Origin of the sequence: uncultured Bifidobacterium sp. (assembly GCF_945269915.1) — a bacterium.
GTDB lineage: Bacteria > Actinomycetota > Actinomycetes > Actinomycetales > Bifidobacteriaceae > Bombiscardovia > Bombiscardovia indica.
In genome coordinates, this window is record NZ_CALYOY010000005.1 from 1 (window position 1) to 22,718 (window position 22,718).

Annotated in this window: 19 protein-coding genes; 16 read left to right on the top strand and 3 right to left on the bottom strand. The window is 65.4% G+C overall.

The window, feature by feature from the left end; genetic code table 11:
• From Q0K62_RS01640 to trxA, 3 genes are all read right to left on the bottom strand, one after another.
• Positions 1 to 242, bottom strand: a 242-nt coding sequence (locus Q0K62_RS01640) for a hypothetical protein (protein WP_297316246.1), incomplete at its 3' end; no start/stop codon positions are given.
• Between the two features lie 946 nt (positions 243 to 1,188).
• Positions 1,189 to 2,211: a G5 domain-containing protein gene (locus Q0K62_RS01645; protein ID WP_297316247.1), complete on the bottom strand. Its 1,023-nt coding sequence runs from the start codon at positions 2,209 to 2,211 to the stop codon at positions 1,189 to 1,191.
• A 165-nt stretch (positions 2,212 to 2,376) separates the two neighbouring features.
• Positions 2,377 to 2,721 carry a thioredoxin gene (trxA, locus tag Q0K62_RS01650; RefSeq protein WP_297316248.1) on the bottom strand — a complete coding sequence of 115 codons (345 nt, stop codon included), beginning with the start codon at positions 2,719 to 2,721 and terminating at the stop codon, positions 2,377 to 2,379.
• 169 nt (positions 2,722 to 2,890) lie between these two features.
• On the opposite strand from trxA, the gene Q0K62_RS01655 reads away from it, so the two are divergent.
• From Q0K62_RS01655 to galT, 16 genes are all read left to right on the top strand, one after another.
• Positions 2,891 to 3,520: an NUDIX hydrolase family protein gene (locus Q0K62_RS01655; RefSeq protein WP_297316249.1), complete on the top strand. Its 630-nt coding sequence runs from the start codon at positions 2,891 to 2,893 to the stop codon at positions 3,518 to 3,520.
• 56 nt (positions 3,521 to 3,576) lie between these two features.
• On the top strand, positions 3,577 to 4,473 hold the full coding sequence (locus Q0K62_RS01660; protein WP_297316250.1) for an alpha/beta hydrolase: 897 nt from the start codon (positions 3,577 to 3,579) through the stop codon (positions 4,471 to 4,473).
• Entirely contained in the window at positions 4,466 to 5,524 is a 1,059-nt protein-coding gene (gene nudC / locus Q0K62_RS01665) for an NAD(+) diphosphatase (protein WP_297316251.1), read from the top strand. The genes Q0K62_RS01660 and nudC overlap by 8 nt, the downstream gene beginning before the upstream one ends.
• 229 nt (positions 5,525 to 5,753) lie before the next feature.
• The gene (locus tag Q0K62_RS01670) at positions 5,754 to 7,265 is read left to right on the top strand and encodes a L,D-transpeptidase (protein ID WP_297316252.1); all 1,512 of its coding nucleotides are present in this window, start codon (positions 5,754 to 5,756) and stop codon (positions 7,263 to 7,265) included.
• Positions 7,266 to 7,350: 85 nt separating this feature from the next.
• Complete coding sequence (gene gcvH, locus Q0K62_RS01675; RefSeq protein WP_297316253.1) at positions 7,351 to 7,764, top strand: glycine cleavage system protein GcvH; 414 nt, start codon at positions 7,351 to 7,353, stop codon at positions 7,762 to 7,764.
• A gap of 26 nt (positions 7,765 to 7,790) precedes the next feature.
• Positions 7,791 to 8,996 carry a phosphatase domain-containing protein gene (locus Q0K62_RS01680; RefSeq protein WP_297316254.1) on the top strand — a complete coding sequence of 402 codons (1,206 nt, stop codon included), beginning with the start codon at positions 7,791 to 7,793 and terminating at the stop codon, positions 8,994 to 8,996.
• Between the two features lie 78 nt (positions 8,997 to 9,074).
• Positions 9,075 to 11,549, top strand: coding sequence for a S9 family peptidase (locus Q0K62_RS01685; protein WP_297316292.1), 2,475 nt, complete (start codon positions 9,075 to 9,077; stop codon positions 11,547 to 11,549).
• A 33-nt stretch (positions 11,550 to 11,582) separates the two neighbouring features.
• The gene (locus Q0K62_RS01690) at positions 11,583 to 12,626 is read left to right on the top strand and encodes a 3-isopropylmalate dehydrogenase (RefSeq protein ID WP_297316255.1); all 1,044 of its coding nucleotides are present in this window, start codon (positions 11,583 to 11,585) and stop codon (positions 12,624 to 12,626) included.
• A 58-nt stretch (positions 12,627 to 12,684) separates the two neighbouring features.
• Positions 12,685 to 13,707, top strand: coding sequence for a TM2 domain-containing protein (locus tag Q0K62_RS01695; RefSeq protein WP_297316256.1), 1,023 nt, complete (start codon positions 12,685 to 12,687; stop codon positions 13,705 to 13,707).
• Positions 13,708 to 14,931 carry a biotin/lipoate A/B protein ligase family protein gene (locus Q0K62_RS01700; RefSeq protein WP_297316257.1) on the top strand — a complete coding sequence of 408 codons (1,224 nt, stop codon included), beginning with the start codon at positions 13,708 to 13,710 and terminating at the stop codon, positions 14,929 to 14,931.
• A gap of 127 nt (positions 14,932 to 15,058) precedes the next feature.
• Complete coding sequence (locus Q0K62_RS01705; RefSeq protein ID WP_297316258.1) at positions 15,059 to 15,778, top strand: Crp/Fnr family transcriptional regulator; 720 nt, start codon at positions 15,059 to 15,061, stop codon at positions 15,776 to 15,778.
• Positions 15,779 to 15,843: 65 nt separating this feature from the next.
• Positions 15,844 to 18,063 carry a transglycosylase domain-containing protein gene (locus tag Q0K62_RS01710; protein WP_297316259.1) on the top strand — a complete coding sequence of 740 codons (2,220 nt, stop codon included), beginning with the start codon at positions 15,844 to 15,846 and terminating at the stop codon, positions 18,061 to 18,063.
• A 172-nt stretch (positions 18,064 to 18,235) separates the two neighbouring features.
• Positions 18,236 to 19,375, top strand: coding sequence for an NADH:flavin oxidoreductase/NADH oxidase (locus Q0K62_RS01715; protein WP_297316293.1), 1,140 nt, complete (start codon positions 18,236 to 18,238; stop codon positions 19,373 to 19,375).
• Positions 19,376 to 19,401: 26 nt separating this feature from the next.
• Positions 19,402 to 20,166, top strand: a complete 765-nt coding sequence (locus tag Q0K62_RS01720; RefSeq protein ID WP_297316260.1) for a polyprenol monophosphomannose synthase — start codon at positions 19,402 to 19,404, stop codon at positions 20,164 to 20,166.
• Between the two features lie 293 nt (positions 20,167 to 20,459).
• Positions 20,460 to 21,296, top strand: a complete 837-nt coding sequence (locus tag Q0K62_RS01725) for a DeoR/GlpR family DNA-binding transcription regulator (protein ID WP_297316261.1) — start codon at positions 20,460 to 20,462, stop codon at positions 21,294 to 21,296.
• An 87-nt stretch (positions 21,297 to 21,383) separates the two neighbouring features.
• Complete coding sequence (gene galT, locus Q0K62_RS01730; protein WP_297316262.1) at positions 21,384 to 22,658, top strand: galactose-1-phosphate uridylyltransferase; 1,275 nt, start codon at positions 21,384 to 21,386, stop codon at positions 22,656 to 22,658.
• Positions 22,659 to 22,718: the final 60 nt, after the last annotated feature.

The window sequence follows — 22,718 nt, forward strand, 5'->3', positions numbered from 1 at the left end:
CCGGCCGGTGTTCCGTCGGATGGTGATGTGGTTGGTGTGGGTGTGGGTGTGGCGGCTGGTGTGGCGGGCCGGGTCTGTTGCCTGTCGGCCGTGCGGGGGGATCGACCCCCCTGTGCCGTCATGGCCATGGCCGTGGGTGCCGCGTCGGCGGCGGCCGGGGCGTGGATTGCCGTGGGCAGGATCATGGCGGCCATGAGCATGACGGCAAGGACCAGCCGCGGTGAATATGCGAGACGATGCAAGCTACGGACTTCTTTCCCCCAAACTCATCCCACCGTCTCAAACCGGCGGGAAAGCAACCCCACGTGCGCCACGGTGCCCTCCCCGGCACCCTGCACACGCGATGGACCCCCCAGTCCATCGCCGAACATTATACCACACAACCAGCACACACCCACCAGGCAGAAAGACATAACCCGGCCTGCCCGGCCAGCGGAAGGAAGACCAAGGCCTCCTCGGGGACATCCGGTCGGGCGGGATAGGTCGTCAGGGGAACTGTTCCGCAGCCCCGGGGGCATCTATTCTGATGAAGTCAGAATGTGGTGTCCCGCCAGGGCGGCGGCCATGACGAGCTGCTCGGTAAAGAGGGGGAAGGATGCCCTCGCCCCCAGCCCGGGGCAGGACGACGATGCGGCGGAACTCGTACAGGTTGCGGTGTCCGAGGCCTGGACGACACCACCGTGCGTTCAGTCGATGGTGATCACGACCTGGCCTGGCTCGTGGGCCGGCGTGGTCACCATCCAGGTGTGGTCAGCGTTCGCAGCAGGGCCGGTGCCCGTTGATGCGCCGAACCTGACGGAGGTGGGGACACCTGGGGTGAGGTATCAATCCGGCCCGGTGTGGGGATGCCGCAGGGTGCAGGCGGGGTCAGAATGACGGTGGTGCCGCCGCCCCGATGCGCAGCAGCACCTTCCCGATACCCAGACACACCAGGGTCGCCATATCGGGAAAAGAATAACGCAGGCTGAAGTGAGGAAACGTCGGCCCTGGTCGGGCCGTGACCCACGGAAAGGCGCCAGACGGCTGGGGCCGATCCCCCCCCCCCCATGTCGTAGCGGGGTCGGCGGAAACTGTGTGATTTGTATCCACGGGAGGGTGTTCGGCTTGGCCAGGGAGGCTCATGGATATGGAAGGATCCCCCACCGGCTGACGCCTGTGGGGGATCCTGAGTGGTCTTGGTCTGTCGGATCAGTACCAGCCCGCTGCCTGGGAGTGGGACCAGGCGCCGCAGGGGGTGCCGTACCGTCCCTGGATGTACCCGAGGCCCCAGGTGATCTGGGTGCGGGGGTTGGTCTGCCAATCCGCTCCGGCCGACGACATCTTGCTGCCGGGCAGTGCCTGGGGGATGCCGTAGGCACCGGAAGGATTGGCGGCGTTGGTTCTCCAGCCGGACTCCTTGTTCCAGAGCTGGACCAGGCAGGTGAACTGGTCCTCGCCCCACCCTCGTGAGGTGACCAGTTCGTGGGCGACACTCTGGGACTCGCCGACGGGTGCCGTGGTCGTGGCGGGGCCGGACGAGACCGACGAGCCAGCACTGCCGGCACTGCCGGTGCCGACCAGGACGACCTTGTCTACCGGAGCCGACTTGACAAAGGAGGCGAAGACGTTGCTGGACAGGTTCTTCCTGCCGGCCGCCGTGACCAGGCTGGTGGTCTCCATGACGCCGTTCTTCCCTTCGGTCTTGACCTTGGTGGTTCCGGCGGGGAGGGAGTCGGTCTTCTCTTCGATGGTGTTGAAGGGGATGTCGGACTCTTCGGTGGCGACCTGGGCGTCGGCCCGGTCGATCCTGATGACGGTCTTCTCGCTGACCGGTGTGGTCAGGGCCGGGCTGACCTGGTCACCGGGTTCCAGGGTGATGTCGCCGGCCTCGAGAACGGACTTCACGTCGGTGAAGTGGTTGCCCAGGACCACCCTGTTCTTCCCGTTGATCTGCACGGTGACATAGGAGGTGTTGGCGGTTGACCCGCCCTCGCCGTTGCGCAGGGCCTGCCTGGTGGAGCTACGTGAGACCTCCAGGTTGCCCTGCTGGGTGGCGGAATATGCAGTCATGCCCTGGGTGGGGCTGCCGCCCTGTGATGTATAGAAGTCGCGGGAGATGAATCCCGCACCGATGACCATGCCGATGACGGTGACGCCTGCGCCCAACCGCAGCCACTGACGCCTGGTCAGGGCCTTGACCGCGGCCATCCGCCCTCTTCGATGGTTCGCCATTACACTCCTCTGTTTGGCCAACAGATCCTCAGCGACATGCAGACCGGACTCAATCCGCGCCCGCCCTCATCCGGGCATACCGAAAGAGGCGCTGGAACATATATCTGACCATTATAGACCCTTGTCCCTACCGAGCCAACACGGGCGGGGAGGGGGCTCCTGAGATCAGGTCTCCGAGGTCACGCCCATGTCGGCCTGTCGGGCCTGCTGGATCAGGTCATCCAGATCGGAAGCCCTCAGGGCCCCCGCCTGTTTGAAGATGATCTGGCCCTGCTTGGCGATCATCAGGGTGGGGACCGCCTGGATTCCCGCGGCCGCAGCCAGGTCCTGGTTCTGGTCGATGTCGACCTTGCCGAAGACGATGTCGGTGTTCTCCTGGGAGGCCTTGTCGAAGATGGGGCCGAAGGCCTTGCAGGGCCCGCACCAGGTGGCCCAGAAGTCGATCAGTACCAGGTCGTTCCCGCTGATGGTCTGCTCGAAGTTCTCTGAGGTGATAGTCGTAGTGGCCATACTCGTGCTCCTTACGAATCATGTTGGGATCTGGTCAGGTGACTGCAAGACAACCGATCCCTTACCATCAGCATTCCATCATGGCTGGAGAAAGCCCCGGAATCAGCTCAGGGTGTAGATATGGACGGGCGGTTTGGACCGGTCAAGCCGGGAATCGATAATGGGGTGTATGCCAGTGCTGAATGACGAGATACCCGACGACGATGACTTCGATGCCGATCGGAAGCGGGGCGAGTTCTCGAACATCACCCCCGAGGACTTCGTCCGTGGCACATCGCGGGGGAACCCCCCGGGGTGGCTGGACAAGGACCGGATCGACCAGGCCCGCAGGGAACTGCCCATGGCCTATGTCGAGGTGGTGCCGGTCCGGGCGGACGATCTGGGAGGCGTATCCCAGGTGGGTTCCCTGCTCTGCGTCGGTGATGACGGCAATATAGAGAGGACCCTGATCACCGGACGGGTGCTCTACCACGAGACCATCAGGGAGGCCCTGGCCAGGAACATCGCCAAGGACCTGGGAGAGCTGGCCCTGCCCGTCCTGCCCACCGGGCTCCAACCCTTCACCGTGGCCGAGTTCTTCCCCACGCCCGGCGTATCCGAATACTATGATCCCCGCCAGCATGCCATCGCCCTCTGCTACCTGATTCCCGTGGCCGGCGACTGCAAGCCCCAGGACGAGACCCTGGACGTGGAATGGGTCGACCCCAGGGGAGACATGCTCGACACCTTCATCAGCCAGATGCCCAACGGGCACGGACGGGTGCTCCGCACGGCCCTGTCATGGGCCGGGGTTCTCTGAGTTCCGATTTTGCATACCAGTGCACTACCAGCAGCAGGAAAGGCGGTCCGAGGCCGATGACCATGACCATCACCAATACCGTTCATCGTGGGGGGAGGGGGCTGCCGCTGGTCCTCTGCCATGCCTTCCCGGTGGATCATCGGATGTGGAACAGGTGTGCGTCCAGCCTCATCGACCGGGCCGACCGGCGTGGGCTGGTCCCCTTCCCGGTCTATGCGCCGGACATGCCCGGGGCGGGCGACTGCCCCCTGCCCGAGGCCGGGCAGAACGGCGAGGTGGCCCCGGACGGCGCCTACCCCCAGGCCCTGGACCGGATGGCCGACGCCTTCGTCAACATGGTTGCCGGACTCGGGCACCGGAAGGCCATATGGGTGGGCCTTTCCATGGGAGGATACCTGGTGGAGGCCATCTGGCGGCTCCACCCCGAGGCGGTGGCCGGCCTGGCCCTCTGCGACACCACGACCAGGGGCGATACCCCGCAGTCCCGGGCCAACCGGCTGGACGTGGCCCAGGACTGTCTGGAGACCGGCTCGGTTGATGGGGTCATGCACTTCGCCCGGCCCCAGGAGGGTGATTCCAGGATCAAGACCTCTCCGGAGTTCATCGAGACCATGACCGGGTGGATCAGGTCCCAGTCGCCCCAGGGCATCGCCTGGAGGGAGCGGATGGCCGCCGGGCGCCCTGACCAGACCGGTCTGCTGCCCGGCATCGACGTTCCCCTGACCATGGTTTCGGGGGAGTTGGATCCCTCCAGTTCACCCCGGACCATGCGCCCCCTGGCCCGGGCCGCCACCTCGGCACCCGGCGGGGTCAGGTTCGTGCAGGTCCCCGAATGCGGCCACTTCAGCGCCGTGGAGCATCCCGAGGCGGTGGCCTCGGCCCTGGTCGACCTGGTGGCCGATGTTCAGGCATCGTGCGGGGCCGACGAAACCGGGGCGGGCCACGATGAGTGATTCCCCCCGTTCCGCCCTCTCCCCCCGTTCCGCCTTCTCTCCTTTGGCCCTGACCCAGGTCCTTCCCTTTCTTCCCCTGGCGCAGGGGGATGTGGATTACCACGTCGCCCGCCGCAGCCGGCCCGACCTGATGCGGGACCTGACCGGATCCCCGGCCGTGGACGTGATCCTGGTGGACCGTGACCACCTGGCCGTTCCCAAGGGGCAGGGCGGCACCGCCGGCCGCCGGCATGCCAGGATCCGCCTGGCCATGCTGCCCGCCACCTACCTGGCGGGGATGCTTGATGGGGAGGACCGGGAATCCTGGCCCCTGTACTATCTGGGCTCCAAGGACGGCCGTGACTATCTGGCCCTGGATTTGGCCCTGCTGGGGCAGGGTGCCGACGATGGCCGGACCGTAGACGGCGGGCTGGGGCAATCGGCCGGGGAACGGTTCGATTGGCTTGGGCTCCGGGAGTTCGCCCCCCATGGCACACCCCGGCAGGTGGGCCTGGCCACCAGCGCGGTCTCCCTGTCCATGTGGCAGAACCGGCAGCGCTTCTGCCCCGCCTGTGGCGCCCCGGTGAAGCCCTGTATGAGTGGATGGGCCCAACGCTGCCTGGGCGCGGACCCCGGTCACACCCTTTTCCCGCGGATCGAGCCGGCCGTCATCATGGCCGTTGTGGATTCCCGGGATCGGCTCCTCCTCCAGCACAACAGCGCCTGGGGACCTGATTTCCATTCGGTGACCGCCGGGTTCGTCGAGGCCGGCGAGAACCTTGAGCACGCCGTACGCCGCGAGACCATGGAGGAGGTCGGGGTCCCGGTGGGGGAGGTTCACTACATGGGGTCCCAGCCATGGCCCTTCCCATCCTCCCTGATGGTGGCCTTCAAGGCCCGCGCCATGATGACCGGTATTCGGGTGGACGGTCAGGAAACCAAGGAGGCCGCCTGGTTCAGCCGTGACGAATTGAGCGCCAGTATGGCGGCCGGCACCATCCGCATGCCCAAGCGGGCGACCATAGCCCGGGCCATGATCGAGGAATGGTACGGCAAGGGCCTGGAGGAATAGGGAATCTGGGTAAGGCGCAGGGTAGGATATTCCAAGGCGAGAACACGCGGAAAGGTGGCCTATGTCTGTGGAAGGGCAATCGGAATCGCAGATTCCTCACGTTGAAGGGGGCGTCGAAGAGGCTGAAACCATAGCCATGCAGCCTGTTCGGTCTCCCGCGGACGGGACTGCGGCTGAGGGGCCGGTTGATCTTTTCCGGGACGGGGTCGGGGCACCGGAACCGGTTGATTTGTTTGATGATGAGGCGGCCAGCAGGGCCTTCGGACAGGAGGCCATCGCAAAGCGGTCGTGGTTCGGGGCCCACAAGGCCATCTGGATCACCCTGGCGGTCGTCTTCCTCCTGGCGGTTGTTCTGGTGGGAGGGTTCCTCGGTGCCCGTCAGTACTTCCAGGACAGGGTGGCCCCGGGCGTCAGCTTCGCCGGGCAAAGCATGATGGGCAAGGACGCCGCCCAGGTCAGGCAGATCGTCAGCCGGAAGGTCAAGGATTCCAAGGTCGAGCTGGACGCCCCGGGCAGGGGGCCGGTCTCGGCGGGTCTGAGCGACCTGGGGGTCTCCGTCGACGAGGAGCGCACCGCCAAGGACCTCATGGAGAGCAAGCGCCAGGGCGACTTCGCCCGCCTCAACCCCTTCAAGCGGGTATCCGTACCCCTGGTGGCCAAGGACGACGAACTGAAGATGGACCGGTACCTGACCGGAAGGCTCGTCGACGGGGGCGAGCATTCCGTCCCCTCCTCCATAGTCTTCGACGAGGGCCTGCACGCCTTCACGGTCCAGGAGGGGCGCGGGGGCCAGGCCCCCAGGCTGGATCCTGTCAAGGATGCGGTCTCCGCCCTGGTCCAGGAGCCCGGCCAGCAGGTCAGGGCCAAGGTCTCCTTCTACGACGTGCCCATGCCGATCAGCAAGGAGGTGGCCTCCAGGGTGGCCGGTGAGGCCAACCAGCGCATCGGCAAGGACCTGGTCATCCAGGGGGCCGACGATGACACCATGAAGGTCCCGGCCCCGGTCGTGGCCTCCTGGGTGAAGCCGGATACGGACCTGAAGCGGGGGACCATGAGTCTGGACTTCGACCAGACCGCCGTATCCTCCTATCTGAGCCGGGAACTCCCCAAGGGTCTGGACCGGGAGATGGTCACGGCCGTCAACGTCAAGAACACCAAGGGTGAAGTGGTGGCCGAGACCACCAAGGGTGTGGACGGGGTCAAGGTCAAGGACTTCGACGCCACCGCAGACCAGGTCATCCAGGTGCTGAAGAGCGGGAGCATGGCGCCGGTCAAGGCCCAGGCCGATGTGACCCCCCACAAGGAGCAGACCAGGACCGCCCGCTACGATGTGCCGGACGGCGACACCTGGATCGACGTGAACCTCTCCAACCAGACCGCCACCGCCTACCACGGCACCACCCCGGTCCAGACCTTCCTGATATGCTCGGGCAAGCCCTACGACGGTGACGGGTCCGACACGGGGACCTTCTTCATCAACGTCCGCTACCAGGTCCAGACCATGCGGGGCCCGGGCTACGTCTCACCCGACGTCAGGTGGGTCTCCTACTACAACGGCAGCGAGGGCTTCCACACTGCCGACTGGAACTATGACGGCATCGCCAGGGGCGACCCCATGCACAACGGATCGCACGGATGCATCAACATGTACGAGCAGGATGCCAAGTGGATTTACGACAATGCTCCGGTCGGCACCATGGTCAGGGTTTCCGGTCAGGTGCCCAGCGGTGCGGTCCGGTAGGCACCTCCATCCGCGCCTGGCGCACGACCCGGACCCAGGTGCCGATGAGGACCCGTATCCGCCCAGAGCAGAGTAGGCTGGAACCATGAGCGAAGAAAACAGCGAAGGCACCCCACGACTGGACGTGCCCGACCACCTGCAGTACTCCCCGGACCATGTCTGGATCGATACCTCCCAGGAGCCTGCCGTGCTCGGTGTAACCGAGTATGCGGCGGACCAGTTGGGTGACCTGGTCTTTTTGGACCTGCCCGAGACGGGGACCCAGGTCGAGGCCGGCGACGAGGTGGTGGAGTTGGAGTCATCCAAGGCGGTGGAACCCCTGGTCTGCCCGCTTTCGGGGACCATCGCCTACGTGAACCGGTCCGCTTCGGACGATCCCGCTGTCATCAACTCCGACCCGTACGGGGAGGGGTGGATCATGAAGATGACCCTGGACGATGACGAACCCGATCTCCTCTCGGCGGACCAGTACAGCCAGATGCTCAGGAACCTGGGCTGAGGCGGAGGTTCTCGTCCTGAGGGGGCATGGTGTCTGACAGGGAACGTCACGGAATCCGGGATGGGGGCGACCGGGGGCGGCCCATACAGGTCACCAGTGTCAGCACGGCCTTCGACGCTGCCGTACCCGGTGAGGGCATCGAGTCCAGACCGGCTCCGATCCGCCTGGCACGTCGCCTCATGACCGGTCTCTTCGAGCTCTGGGTGAGGCTTTCCACCAACCTTACCGACAGGATCGGCTGGTTCCCCCGGGTCCAGCCCTATGTCGGATATGGGACCCAGACGTACTCCCGTCTGATCTGCCGGACCGTTCTATCCGACCTCCAGGGCAGGTCGGACCAGGTCGTGCGCGGAATCAGGGGGCTCCTGACCGTCCCCGCTCCCAGGACCAAGGTGGCCCTGGCCATCGATCAGGTTTACCTGAGCACGGTCCAGGTCGGGGACTCCGCCTCCTATGACGCCGTGGACCCCGGCCGCAACCAGAGCAGTGAATTCGCCTTTTCCGACCGGTCGGGCTACCTGGACATGGTGGCCGAACACCACCTGAGCCCCGGCATCCACCAGGTCTCCTATGCGGTGCAGGGGCGGCCGACCGTCACGGCGCCCCTCTACATCATCCCGGCCGAGACCAGGTTCGGGATCATCTCCGACGTGGACGACACCATCATGGTCAGCCAGGTGCCCACCATGTGGAAGGCCGCCTGGAATTTCCTCCTCTCCAACCCCCACTACCGATCCTCGGTGGCGGGGATGTCGGTCTTCTACAACCGGATCCACGACCTGGACCCCATGGCCCCCTTCTTCTACCTCTCGGCCTCTCCGTGGAACGTGGAGGCCGCCATCCGGGGGTTCATCCGCGACCATGGATTCCCGCCCGGACCCCTCCTCCTGCGCGACCTGGACCCCAGGCCCAAGACCTTCGTCCCCTCCATCGTCCAGCACAAGATGGAGTTCATCCATCAACTGATGGCCGACTTCCCCCACATGCGCTTCGTCCTGATGGGAGATGACGGCCAGAGCGACCCCGCCACCTTCGCCGAGGTGGTCAGACACTACCCGGGCAGGGTCCTGGCCATCGGCATCCGCCAGCTCAGTCCCAGGGAAGCCGGTCTGGGCATCATCAACCGGACCGCCTCCCGGCCGGCCCCGGACACGGACGTGCCGGTCTTCTACGGAACGACCGGGGCGAACCTGATGCGGACCATGCTGCCCTACCTGGCCGCCACCCACTGACCCCGGCCCGATGGGGTTCCGGGTCGTGGCTATAATCGCCCCATGAGCTTTTCGGCAAGTGACTGCGGCGATTCCCCCATGACCCGACCGACCCCGCCCCAGGCGCCGTCCGAGACGACCCGGCGGTGCTTCCACGGCGACGTCTTCGAGGACCGGTACGAGTGGATGAGACAGAAGGAGGATCCCCGCACCCGCCGATACGTGGACCAGGAGAACCGGTACTGCCAGGAGCGGGTGGCCTACCTGGCCGGACTGCGCAAGACCCTCCTGGACGAGTTCAAGGCCCGGATCCAGGAGACCGACATGACCGTGCCCACCCGAATCCACGGTTACTGGTACTTCGGCAGGACCCTGGAGGGGAGCCAGTACGGCCTGCAATGCCGCCTGCCCATCCGGAGCCGGGGGGACTGGGGCCCGCCCCGGATCGACAAGGGGAGCGCCCCGGGCTCCCTGCCCGGTGAGGAGGTCATCTTCGATGCCAACAAGGAGTCCCAGGGGCATGACTTCTTCGCCCTGGGCTGCCTGGACCTGAGCACCGACGGGCGGTGGATGCTCTACGGCCTGGATACCAGCGGGAACGAACGCTACGACCTGCGCATCCGCGACCTCTCAACCGGCCGGGACCTGCCCGACCGGATCGACCAGGTGTCGTCCGGGGCTGTGCTGACCCCCGATGGGCGTTGGATCTTCTACACGACCCTGGACCAGGCTTGGAGGCCCTGTGCCGTCTGGCGTCACCGGGTAGGCCAGCCCCGGGAGGAAGACGTGAGGGTCTTCGAGGAGCCTGACCAGCGCTTCTGGGTGGGGGTGGGGCTGAGCTTTGACGAGTCCAGCCTGATGATCGGGTCATCCTCAAAGACCACCAGCGAGGTCCTCATGCTTTCGACGGAGGATCCGACCGGTGACTTCATCCCCTTCATCCCCCGCCAGGAGGGGGTCGAGTATGACGTCAGCCTGAGCCGCCTGGAGGGGGCCGGGCCGGACGGGGAGGACCTGCCGGTGGCGGTGGTCTACCACAACGTGCTCAACCCGAATTTCCAGGTAGACCTGATTGACATGAGCCTTGACAGGCCGCCCTATCGCCTGGGTCAGGGGGTGTGCATAGCCCAGGGGAGCCCCTGCGGGTGCGAGCAGGGCGGGGTCGAGGCTGACCGCTCCCCTGACACCCCCTACCGGAACCCCGCCAACCCGTCCATCCTCCAGGGCGCTCGCGGGCTGGGCATCGAGGGGATGGGCATCCATCGCAACTTCGTGGTCATGACCTATCGGGCCGACAGCCTGCCCCACTTGGCGGTCATCCCCAAGGGGGATGCCATCGAGGACCTCCGTGCCGGCAGGCCCTGGCGCTTCCGCCAGGTGGTACCCGGTCTGGGCCTGGCCGATTCGGACGGACAGGAAGGCGGACAGGGGAGGGTCTACAGCATCGCCTCCTCCGACAACCCCTCCTACGATGCCCCGACCATGCGTTATATCTTCAGCAGCTACACCACCCCCTCGGAGCTGCATGAGCTGGATCCGGCGACCGGTGATGACAGGCTCCTGAAGCGGGCCAGGGTCCTGGGCGACTTCGACCCGGACAGGTATGCCGAGCGCCGCCTCTGGGTAGGTGTGCGCGACGGGGCCAGGGTTCCCGTGTCCCTGGTCTGGCGGCGGGGGATGGTCCCCGCACTGGATGCCGAGGGGAGGACCGGCCTGGGCGATGAGGTCATCCAGGCCCCGGCCGACCCCGGCCACCTGGCCTGGGCCGGTGACCAGGGTGGCGCCCCCTGGGTCCATCCCGGTGGGGCCCCCATGTTCATCACGGGGTACGGGGCCTACGAGATCAGCTCAGATCCAGGATTCTCGACCGGTCGCCTGAGCCTTCTGGACAGGGGGGTGCTCTATGCCGTCCCCCACGTCCGTGGCGGTGGCGAGATGGGCCGCGCCTGGTACGAACAGGGGCGCAGGCTCCGGAAGAAGCACACCTTCGAGGACTTCGTCGACGTGACGGCGGCCCTCCAGGCCAAGGGGTGGGCGGACCCCCTCCACACGGTGGCCAACGGCGGTTCTGCAGGCGGCCTTCTCATGGGTGCCGTGGCCAACATGGCCCCCCAGCTCTATGCCGGGATCGAGGCCGACGTGCCCTTCGTGGATGCCCTGACCAGCATCCTGGACCCGGACCTCCCCCTGACCGTGACCGAGTGGGACGAGTGGGGCGACCCCCTGCACGACCCGGAGGTCTACCGGTACATGAAGTCCTACACCCCCTACGAGAACGTGCAGGATGCTCAGGACCGTCTGCGCTGCCACGGCACCAGGCACTTCCCGGCCATCCTGGTCACCACCTCCATGAACGACACGCGTGTGCTCTACGTGGAACCCCTCAAGTGGGTGGCCCGGCTCCAGGAGCCGGGCGTGGCGGCCGATGCCCTGATCAAGATCGAGGTGGAGGCCGGGCACGGGGGGATCAGCGGCCGCTACAGGCAGTGGGAGGAGCTGGCCTTCGAGAACGCCTGGTGCCTGTCCATCATGGTCCCCGACCAAACCCCTGTCCGGGATTCGGTCTCTTCCTGAAACGGCCCCGACAACCCTATCTATGCTCGGTGTATGACTGATACGAAGAAGCAGACATATCACATCGCCGTCATTCCCGGGGACGGCATCGGCAAGGAGATCGTCCCCGAGGCCCAGGCCGCCCTGGAGAAGGTGACCGAGGGCCAGGCAAACTTCGAATACGTGGACTTCGACCTGGGTGCCGAGCGTTATCTGCGCGACGGGGCCATCCTGCCCGACGAGGAACTGGACAGGCTCAGGCAGCAGGACGCCATCCTCCTGGGGGCCATCGGCGATCCCCGCATCAAGGCCGGCATCCTGGAGCGCGGCCTCCTGCTCAAGATGCGGTTCGAGCTTGATCAGTATGTGAACCTGCGCCCCTCCAAGCTCTACAAGGGCGTGGTCTCCCCCCTGGCCGACCCGGGCGACATCGACTTCGTGGTGGTCCGTGAGGGAACCGAGGGGCTCTATGCCGGGGCCGGTGGCTCCATCCGCCGGGGCACACCCCAGGAGGTGGCCACCGAGGTCTCCATCAACACCGCCTTCGGGGCCGAGCGGGTCATCCGCTATGCCTACGGGCTTGCCATGAAGCGCCGCAGGAAGTTGACCCTGGTCCACAAGAAGAACGTTCTGACCAATGCCGGTGACATGTGGCAGCGCCTGGTCGACCAGGTGGGGGAGGAGTACCCCCGGGTCGAGCGCGAATACCTCCACATCGACGCTTCGACCATCTTCATGGTCACCGAGCCCAGCCGTTTCGACGTGATCGTGACCGACAACCTCTTCGGCGACATCCTGACCGACGAGGCCGGTGCCGTGGTGGGCGGCGTGGGGTATTCGGCCTCTGGCTGCATCAACGCCAGCAACACCTACCCCTCCATGTTCGAGCCCATCCACGGGTCCGCCCCCGACATCGCCGGCAGGGGCATCGCCAACCCCACGGCTGCCATCCTCTCGGCTGCCATGCTGCTCAGCCACCTGGGCTTCGACCAGGAGGCGGCGCGAATCGACAGGGCCGTTGAGGACGACATAGCCGAGCTCGGGGCCACCACCCGTTCCACCAGCCGGATCGGCAAAGACATCCTGGCCAGACTCTGAACGGCCTTTTCGCCGCCAGGGCTTTTATGGACTCTGGGCTAGGCTTGAAAGCATGACTATGGACGATTATCGACAGTCCGAAGAGGATGCCAATCAGAACCGGAACGTGGGATCCGGCGCCGGTGGACAGGTGGCAGGTTGGGCGGATTCGCCCAGCACCATCCCTGCCGATTCTCAATTCGGCGGGGCTCCCGCAGCTGATGGTCCTTCAGAGGCCGCCGGTCCGTATGGGGGCCAGCAGCGGTATGCGGATCGGCCTTGCTCTTTCGGCCAGCCGCACCCGGCCAATCAGCCATCCGCCCAGCCGGATGGGGCTATGGGATACGGTGCCCAGCCCCCCGCGGCCCAGCCTTATGGTGGTCGGACGGATGCTGCCCGGCCTCGGGGGAATCAGGGTCAAGTGGACCGGCCTTACGACGATGGTCAGCCCTATGGCTCGCAGCCCTATGGCGGCCAGTCTGGTGGTGGGCAGCCATGTGGCTCGCAACCTCACGGATGGCAACCCGATTTCCCGCGGATTGATGATTCGCAGCAGTACGGTGGGCAGCCCTACGACGGTCGGCCCTATGGTTCGCGGCCCTATGCCGGTCAGACCTATCCGGCCCAGCCTTATCCTGCTCAGTCGAACCTCGCACAGCCCTGCGGTGGTCAGACCTATCCGGTCCAGGTGCAAGGCGCTCCGTATTCTCCGTATTACGGGGTCCAGCCCCATCAGCCATACGGGCCGGTGCCAGCTGCGGCCCATCCGGCCCCGGTCTATCCCGGATACCCCTATTCGCCCTATGCGCAACCCGTGTATGCAAAACCGGCGCCCTATGCGGTCGTCCCCACGCGGCACTCCCGTTTGACGGCCGGTCTGCTCAGCATCTTCCTGGGCATCTTCGGCATCGGGAACTTCTATCTTGGGCGGACAGGTCAGGGCATGGGGCAGCTCATGCTCAGCCTGATCGGGTTCTTTTTCTTTTTCACCGGCCCCATCCTCTCCGTGGTCTGGGGGGTGATCGAAGGAGTGCTGATCCTGACTTCCTCACCCGGCTCCCGCTGGCATCGAGACGCCTACGGGCAGGAGCTGATTGATTAAATGTCATCCGTTCTTCGCGGGGAATGCAAGGAGCCCGGTGGCAAGTTGGTGGCCGTCGCCGTGGGCATGGGTCGGAACGCAAAGGGGCAGGCCTGCCTGGAGTCCTGCAGGATTGACGGGGATTTCTTCATCGACTACGACCTGGATGGGCGGGCTCCGCACGAACTGCTGACCGACCTGGAGTCGGCCATGACCATATTGCGGCTTCCCCTCGATCCCGATCGGGCAACAGCCGCCCTGGACGCGGTCATGGAAAGGCATGATGCCGAACGGATGCTGGGTATATCCTCGCGGTCCCTGGTCAGGGCCCTGGTCCGCGCCCTCCCTCCCGGGCAGGTCCGCACCGAGAACGAGGCCGGGGCTGGTCTCTCGGATACCGACGACTCTTACAGGCATGGGGCCGACCTGGAGGTTCTGGACCAGGATGAGGCCTTAAGGCGCTGGGCGGGCCTGGATCTGACGGTCATCAGGGATCGTCTCCGGGACCCGGTCATGCAGATGGCCATGGACCAGGCCCTGGCCGAGTCGGTGGCCGCGGGGACCCAGCCGCCCACCCTCCGTCTCTGGAGGTGGGCATCGCCGGCGGTGGTCCTGGGGCGTTTCCAGTCCCTGGCCAACGAGGTGCACCTGGACCGGGCCCGGGAGCTGGGCTTCACCGTGGTCAGGCGTTGCACGGGTGGGGGCACCATGCTCGTCGAGGCCGACAGGGTCATCACCTACTCCCTCTATATGCCCGCAGGGTTTGTGCGGGGACTGGACCCGATCCGTTCCTACCGCCTCTGCGACCTCTGGCTGATTCGCGCCCTGCGCTCCCAGGGAATAGAGGCGGGCTGGGAGGGGATCAACGACATCGCCTCCCCCCGGGGCAAGATCGGCGGTGCCTCCCAGCGCCGCTTCCCCGGCAAGGGTGGCGGGCCCGGCGGAATCCTCCACCACGTGACCCTCTCCCACTCGATCGACACCCGACTGATGGGCCAGGTACTGAACACCTCACAGGAGAAGATCAGCGACAAGGCCGTACAATCGGCCAGGAGCCGGGTGGACCCGATCAGCAGACAGACGCGTCTGGACCGGAAGACCCTGGTCGAGGAAATCCTGCAAACCCTGCCCTCCCTGGTGGGGGGTGTGCACATGGGGGAACCCGGGCCCGACATGGAGGACCGTGCCAGCCGACTTGCCGAGGAGCGATACGCACGACCCGGCTGGACAGGGACCATCGAATGAGTGTGACTATAATCATTCACAGTCAGACACACCCATTGCCAGCGTCCATACAGGTGCGTGGTCGATGACACGTCCATACAGGTGCGAGGTCGATGACGACTTGCCTGGTGATACAAGGAGGAGAAGCATGGCGGTTCACAAGCCCAATGAGATTCCCGAAGAGGGAAACGCGCTGAGGCAGACCGCCCTGTTCAAGCAGGTGCCACAGGATGAGGCGGATCAGCTCCTGGGAAGCCTGAACGAATACACCTTGGCCAAGGGGTCCACCATCTTCCGCCAGGGCGATACGGACCACCACATGTACCTGATCGAGGAGGGGAGGGTCAAGCTGGTGCGGCAGTCCGCCGACCGGCGCATCCAGCTCCTCAGCATCTATGGGCGTGGCGAGATCCTGGGCGAGATTCCCGTCTTCGACCCGACGGGCGGGCCCCGGACGGCCTCGGCCGTGGTCATGGTCAACCGGACCAAGGTGGCCGCCCTGGACCATGACGCCCTCTTCGACTGGCTCAACCAGCATCCCAAGGTGGCCGTCGACATGCTCCAGGTCCTGGCCAACCGCCTGCGGACCAACAACGAACGCATATCCGATCTGGTCTTCATGGATGTTCCGGCCCGTCTGGCCAAGACCCTCCTCAACCTGGCCACCCGCTTCGGTGAGCCCTTCGAGGAGGGGTTGATGGTTCCCCACGACCTGACCCAGGAGGAGATGGCCCAGCTTGTGGGGGCCTCCAGGGAGACCGTCAACAAGGCCCTGATGGACTTCTCGAACCGGGGATGGATATCGCGCAAGGGCCGCACCATCATCATCTACCAGCCCGGTGCCCTGATCCGGCGCTCGCGCATGTAGGGACCCCATGAACAAGTCGACATGACTCGCCTGGTCGGTAGAGCCGAAGTTCTAGTATGGAGTCCATGCCCAAAAAAAAGAAGTCCATGACGGTACGCCGCTTCTTCACCCTGCTCCTGGCCTACCTCCTGTTCTGTGTGGCAGGCGGTGTGGTGGTCTCGGGGTTTCTCTTCCCTGCCGTTTTCGGCGCCAATGTGGCCTCCAAGAACCTGATGCCGGCTTTGAAGACCGAGAACATCGATTTCAATGTGAACGATCTGCCCCAGCAGTCCAGGCTCTACGCCTCCGACGGGCACACGGTCATCGCCACCTTCTATGCCCAGAACAGGATCGTGGTGCCGATCAAGAACGTTTCGGGCTATATGCAGAAGGCCGTCGTGGCGCGGGAGGACCGTCGTTTCTTCGAGCATGCCGGCGTGGACACCCAGGGCGTTCTGAGGGCCTTCATCCAGACCTACATCAAGCAGGGCGACACCCAGGGCGGGTCCTCCCTGACCCAGCAGTACGTCAAGAACGTGCTCATGAACCAGGCCGAGGAGAACAACGACCCCATCGCCGAGTACCACGCCCAGGAGGAGACCATCGCCCGTAAGATGCGGGAGATGCTGATCGCCGTACAGATGGAGAAGAAGTACTCCAAGCCCGAGATCCTCCAGGGGTACCTGAACATCGCCCAGTTCGGCACCAACATCTACGGGGTGGAGACGGCCGCCAGGCGTTACTTCAACAAGTCGGCCAAGGACCTGGACCCGGGGGAGGCGGCCACCATCGCGGCCGTGACCAAGAACCCGGCCAGATTCGATCCCACCGTCGACGTCAAGGCCTCCCAGGAGCAGCGCGACATCGTCCTGGACCTGATGTTCCAGGAGGACTACATCAGCCAGAAGCAGCATGACGAGGCCAAGGCGAAGCCCCTGGAGCAGATGCTCCACGTGCAGAGCGTCGATGCGGGCTGCCAGGCCGCCGGTGATGCCGCCTTCTTCTGTGACTACGTGACCAAGCAGATCCTCAATTCCCGGGAGTTCGGCAAGACCCAGGAGGATCGCAACAAACTCCTCAAGGAGGGCGGCCTCGATATCTACACCACCATGGACGTCAACGCCAATGCGGCGGCCATGCAGGCGGCCAGGAACACGATTCCCGTCGATGACCCCAGCGGTTTCGAGGTGACCATGGCGGCCATCAAGCCCGGCACCGGCGAGGTTCTGGGCTTCGGCATCAACAGGATCTACGACGCCACCCAGAATTCCGGCGGCGGCACCCGTACCGCCATCAACTACGCGGTTGACCAGGTGGATGGAGGCGGTTGGGGCTTCCCGGTCGGATCGACCTGGAAACCCATCAACCTGGCCGCCTGGATGAAGGCGGGGAAGTCCATCAACGAACCCCTGCGGACATCGACCAACTACAATCAGTCCGCCTTCTCCTGCCAGGAACCGGACGGGACCTCCTACGGGTTCGGTTCGGGGAACTGGCACGTGGAGAATTCCGGCGGCGGCACCACCTCGCCAGAGTCGCCCCTCCAGGGTCTGATCCGCTCCCACAACACCACCCAGGCCTCCATGGCCCAGCAGATAGGGCTCTGCGCCATCGCCGACACGGCCAAGGACATGGGCTACCACAATTCGCCCAAGGACCAGATGGACATCCATTCGGCCAACTCCTTCCAGCCGCCCATGACCATCGGTTCCGTTCAGGCCTCCCCCCTGACCATGGCCAACGTCTATGCCACCATCGCGGCCAAGGGCATGGCCTGCACGCCGATCGCCATGACCAGGGTGGTCGACAAGAACAACAAGTCCCTGAAGGTGCCCAAGGCCAACTGCCACCAGGCGATCGATCCGGGCATTGCCGAAACCGTGGCCTATGCCCTGAACCAGGGTGTGGTCCAACCAGGTGGCGAGGCGGCCACGACCCAGCTGGACGGAGGCCGTAAGACCTTTGCCAAGACGGGTACCCACGAGGACAAGTACATGACCACCGGCGGGTTCGTTTCCCAGGTGGCCTCCTTCGTGACCGTGGGCAACGCCGAAGGCCAGGTCTCCTTCACCGGCAAGACCATCAACGGCAGGTCCATGGGCACCTGGTACGGCATGTACATCGCCACCCCGGCCTGGAAGGATTTCATGAACACCTACCTGGCCGCGGCCAACATCCAGCCCGACAATGGGTACGGCAATCCCGACCCCAGGTTCGCCGGGGGCGCTGCCCCTCAGGGCAGGACCACCCCGCAGCCACAGAACCCCCAGGAGCCCGTGGCTCCGGCGCGGCCGCAGGCCCGGTAGTCCCGCCATCCGGCCCCCATGCCTACAATGACAGGCATAGGGAAGCTCATGGAAGTGGCCATTGAGGTGGCGACCGGTACGGGTTGCGAAGAGTGATTGCACCCTTGTACCCGGGTCCCTGCAATGCCACAGAGAGGCAGGCGGTATGAGCCAGGGTAAAGCGCATGGGGATATCCCGGCGGAGCATGACCGGGACGAGACCGAGGGTGGCCGGCGCATTCCGGACCTCTTCGAGCCTATGCAGCTGCGTGATCTGAAGATTCGCAACAGGGTCTGGATGCCCCCGATGGATACCTATTCCTCCGTACGCCAGGACGGCATCCCGACCAACTTCCACTATCAGCACTATGTTTCCAGGGCCCTGGGCGGCTTTGGCGTGGTCATCTCCGAGGCAACCGCGGTCAACCCGGAGGGGAGGATATCACCCTGCGACCTGGGTATCTGGAACGATGAACAGGCCAGGGCCTGGCAGGGGATCGTCACCGACATCAAGTCCGCCGGCGCCCAGCCCTTCATTCAGCTCAACCATTCCGGGCGGAAGGGGTCATCCGGGTGTGCATCCGTCGGCTATCTCAACGCCACGGTGCCGACCTCCGAGGGTGGGTGGCAGACCCTGGCCCCCAGTCCCGTCGCCTTCGGTGACATGGAGACCCCGGCCGAACTGTCGAAGACCGAGATCGCCACCATCGTGGCGGACTTCCGTTCGGCCGCCATGCGGGCCGTCAAGGCCGGGTTCGAGGGCATCGAGATCCATGCCGCCCATGGGTACCTTCTCTCCGAATTCCTGGACCCCCTGACCAATCAGCGTCTGGATGAGTACGGTGGCGGGCTGATCGGCAGGATGCGCGCCCTGATCCAGGTCACCGATGCCATACGGGACGTGATTCCGGCGGGCATGCCCCTCCTGGTGCGGATCTCGGCCACCGACTGGGCCACCGGCGGCTGGGGCCTGGAGGAGACGATCAAGACCGCCAAGGTGCTGAAACTGCACGGGGTCGACCTGATTGACGTGTCGACAGGCGGCATCGTCCCCGGGGTCACCATCCCCGCCAAGCCCGATTACCAGGTGCCCTTCTCCTACCAGATTCGCAGCCAGGTTCTGATCCCCACTACGGCCGTGGGTCTGATCACCAAGGCCAAGCAGGCCAACAGGATCGTCCGCAAGGGCCGGGCCGATGCGGTGGAGATCGGGCGGGCCAGCCTGCGCGACCCCTACTGGCCGCTCCGGGCCGCCTACAAGCTGGGCATGGACAAGGCCGACATACCCTATCCCGAGCCCTACCGGCGTGGGGCCTACGGGACGAAGCGCTGAAGGGGCCTTTGTGCCGGGGAAGGGATATGTCCATGAATGACGCCTTGCGAAAGGAATCAGGGCGGGGGGCCCTGGTGGTCATGCCGACCTACCAGGAGGTACAGAACATCCGGCCGACCCTGGGGGGCCTCCTCAAGGCATGCCCCGCGGTCCGGGTCCTGGTGGTCGATGACGATTCGCCCGATGGCACAGGGGGGGTCGCCGATGCCATGGCGGCCAGGGACGACCGGATATCGGTCCTGCACAGGCATGAGCGGCAGGGCCTGGGGCCGGCCTATGTGGAGGGGTTCCAGTGGGCCCTGGCCCGGGGATACGACCTCATCTGCGAGATGGACATGGACGGGTCGCACCGCCCCCGGGACATGGCCCGGGTTCTGCGGTATGCGCAGGGGCATCCCGAGGTGGATCTGGTCATCGGGTCGCGCAGGGTGCCGGGCGGCAGCACCCGTAACTGGCCCTGGTACCGGGATCTGATTTCCCGGATGGGATCCTGGTATGCCCGGATGGCCCTGGGGATGCCCGTCAGGGATATGACCGCCGGCCTGCGGGCCTACGGCGCCCCGGCCCTGGCGGGGATCGACCTGACGCAGGTGCACTCCAGCGGGTACGTTTTCCAGGTCGACATGCTCCGGCGGATCATCGCCGGAGGCGGCAGGGTCCATGAGGTCCCCATCGTCTTCGTGGATCGGGTACGGGGGCATTCCAAGATGGATACCGGCATCGTCCTTGAGGCCATGGTCCAGGTGACCAGGTGGGGAATGGGCCGGATCCTGGGCCGTTCCTCCCGCTAGGGCAACCGGAACGGCCGCGGGGTTCCGGGCCGGGAGACGGACGTTACTTTTTGGTATGTTTTTCAGAACCGATGTTCACTTTCCTGGCGACTGTTTCGATGCCCGGGCTTCCCTCCCGGGAGGGTGACACCGTGCGGGCGTGGGAATCCAGGTGGGCGAGCAGTGGCTGGATTGCCGGATTGTCGGTTCCGGCTGGCGTCTTTTGACCGCCTATTCCCTTCCGGCTTGACAAGAGCGACCGGGGGAAGAATCCCGACTTGAACTATTGGGCGAATGTGTGCGATAATGTTCGAATGATATCGTCACAACGCCAACATCTGATTCTGAACCGGTTGCGTACCCGTGGCGCCGTCCGTATCACGGCCTTGTCCAAGGAGCTGGGCGTTTCGGCCATGACCATTCGGCGCGACATCGCCGATCTGGCCGACAAGGGCCTGCTCAAGCGGGTTCACGGCGGCGCGGTGACGACCAGCTCCCTCCTGGCGGAGCCCCTCTTCTCGGTCAAGTCGCAGATGGACATGGGCCTCAAGGACACCATCGCCCGCAAGGCCATCGACTACGTTTCCCCGGGCGACGTGATCGCCATCGGTGGAGGGACCACGGCCTACGTCTTCGCTCAGCATCTCCTGGAAAGTCGCCAGTGCGCCGGGGTCACCATCCTCACCAACTCCATCCCCGTGGCCGAGCTGGTCCAGGCCATGGAAAGCAAGGACGTCGAGGTCATCGTCACCGGCGGGGTAATCACCAGGTCCAACTCCCTGGTCGGGCCCATCGCGGACAAGGTCATCTCCTCGCTCAGGGTCAACACGGTCTTCCTGGGCACCCACTCGGTCTCCATACCCCGCGGCTTCCTGATGCCCAACTCCCTGGAGGCGGCCACTGACATGGCCCTGATGGACATAGCCGACCGGACCATCATCCTGACCGACCACACCAAGTGGAGCTGCACCTCCCTCTCCCTCTTCGCCGGGTTCGACCAGGTCGATACGGTCATCACCGACGACGAGCTGGACCGGCATTCGGCCGAGGCCACCAGGGGGCTGGTCAAGGAGCTGGTCCTGGTGCCCACGAGCGAGGGTGTCCATGATTCCGGGTTCGGGGAGCCGATGGACCTCCCCGATCGGGAATGAGGCCGATCGCCCGGATTCGGGCCTGCACTCGTATATCTGTGTGAATCTTTGAGTTGTCAAGAGCCATGGAAGGTGGATATCGAAAAAATGGAGTCAGATCAGTTTGTGCCCCAGCGTTATGTTCCTGGTGCCTATGCCTCCGAGCACATCCGCATCACCCCGACCAGGTTGGCGGACGGCCGTCGCTTCTTCTACCTGGACGATGACCCGGAGTACGTGTCGGGGACCAGGACCAGGCGACTGGATGACCCGCGCGACCTTCCCGACCGGTTTGCCCCCCACCTGGACGCCCAGGGCAGGGAGGTTCCCTTCCAGCCGCCGCAGATGCGCCGTGACCCCCTGACCGGGGACTGGATTCCCATGTCCACGGCCAGGATGAACCGGCCCATCACCGCCGGCCCCAAGGCCACGGCCAAGGGGAACCCTTTGGCAGCCAGGAAGCCCGGTGACCCCTACCAGGACGGGGAGATTCCCGACACCGACTATGACGTGGTGGTCTTCGAGAACCGCTTCCCGTCCATGATGCAGGTCCCCGGACGGGCTCCCGCCGAAGGCCAGGCCCAGCTGGTCGACGGTAACCCCCTCTGGCCCGTCCGCGAGGCCGCCGGCCGATGCGAGGTGGTCTGCTTCGACCCCGACGAGAATGCCCTTCCCGCCAGCCTGCCGGTGACCCGCCTGCGCACGGTCGTGGAAGCCTGGGCCTTCCGGACCGCCGAGATCTCGGCCATGGACGGCATCGAGCAGATCTTCCCCTTCGAGAACCACGGTCAGGAGATCGGGGTCTCCCTGGCCCACCCCCACGGCCAGATCTACTGCTACCCCTTCATAGCCCCGCGGATGGAGCAGGAGTTGCGCCAGTGTCATGACTACCATGAGCGCACCGGCGGGAACCTCCTGCATGACATCCTTCAGGGTGAGATCCAGGCCGGGGAGCGTCTGGTCTTCCGCAACGCCACCTGGGTGGCCTACGTGCCGGCCGCGGCCCGCTGGCCTCTGGAGGTCCACCTCGCACCTGTCCGTGACGGGGTCCTCACCCTGGACCAACTCGACGACGACGAGCGCTGGGGGCTTGCGCAGATGTACTCCACCCTCCTCAAGCGGGGCAATGCCTTCTTCGACAGGGGGGACGGGAAGGGGATGGACCTTCCCTACATCGCCGCCTGGCATCAGGCGCCCCTTCACGATTCGCGCCGTGAGGACTACCGTCTGAACATGCAGTTCTTCTCCTTCCGGAGGGCTGTGGATAAAATCAAGTATCTCGCCGGGTCCGAATCAGGTATGGCCGCCTGGGTCTCCGACACCACACCCGAGTTGATCGCCCGGCGGTTCCGCCAGCTTGGCCCGCTGGACATCGAGGGGTAAGGACACGTCCCGTCAGGGAGGGGAGGTGCCGGCCCGGAAGGGGCCGGGGCCGGCTTGGCA